This window comes from Vibrio jasicida CAIM 1864 = LMG 25398 (assembly GCF_000400365.1).
Classification (GTDB): Bacteria; Pseudomonadota; Gammaproteobacteria; order Enterobacterales; family Vibrionaceae; genus Vibrio; species Vibrio jasicida.
On the sequence record NZ_BAOG01000058.1, the window covers coordinates 1 to 791 of the forward strand.

Here is a 791-nt window from a genome sequence, read left to right on the forward strand (position 1 = left end):
TCCATCAAAACCCCTTGGGTGTTGTATGGTTAAGCCTCACGGGCAATTAGTACAGGTTAGCTCAACGCCTCACAACGCTTACACACCCTGCCTATCAACGTTCTAGTCTCGAACAACCCTTTAGGATACTTAAAGTATCAGGGAAGACTCATCTCAGGGCTCGCTTCCCGCTTAGATGCTTTCAGCGGTTATCGATTCCGAACTTAGCTACCGGGCAATGCGTCTGGCGACACAACCCGAACACCAGAGGTTCGTCCACTCCGGTCCTCTCGTACTAGGAGCAGCCCCCTTCAATCTTCCAACGCCCACGGCAGATAGGGACCGAACTGTCTCACGACGTTCTAAACCCAGCTCGCGTACCACTTTAAATGGCGAACAGCCATACCCTTGGGACCGACTTCAGCCCCAGGATGTGATGAGCCGACATCGAGGTGCCAAACACCGCCGTCGATATGAACTCTTGGGCGGTATCAGCCTGTTATCCCCGGAGTACCTTTTATCCGTTGAGCGATGGCCCTTCCATACAGAACCACCGGATCACTATGACCTGCTTTCGCACCTGCTCGAATTGTCATTCTCGCAGTCAAGCGGGCTTATGCCATTGCACTAACCTCACGATGTCCAACCGTGATTAGCCCACCTTCGTGCTCCTCCGTTACTCTTTGGGAGGAGACCGCCCCAGTCAAACTACCCACCAGGCACTGTCCGCAACCCCGATAAGGGGTCGACGTTAGAACATCAACACTACAAGGGTGGTATTTCAAGGACGGCTCCACGCAATCTAGCGACTG

Annotated in this window: 1 rRNA gene; it reads right to left on the reverse strand. The window is 53.6% G+C overall.

The annotated features are described in order from the left end of the window. Window positions 1-25: 25 nt before the first annotated feature. Window positions 26-791, reverse strand: a 23S ribosomal RNA gene (locus tag VJL_RS17145); the annotation flags it as partial.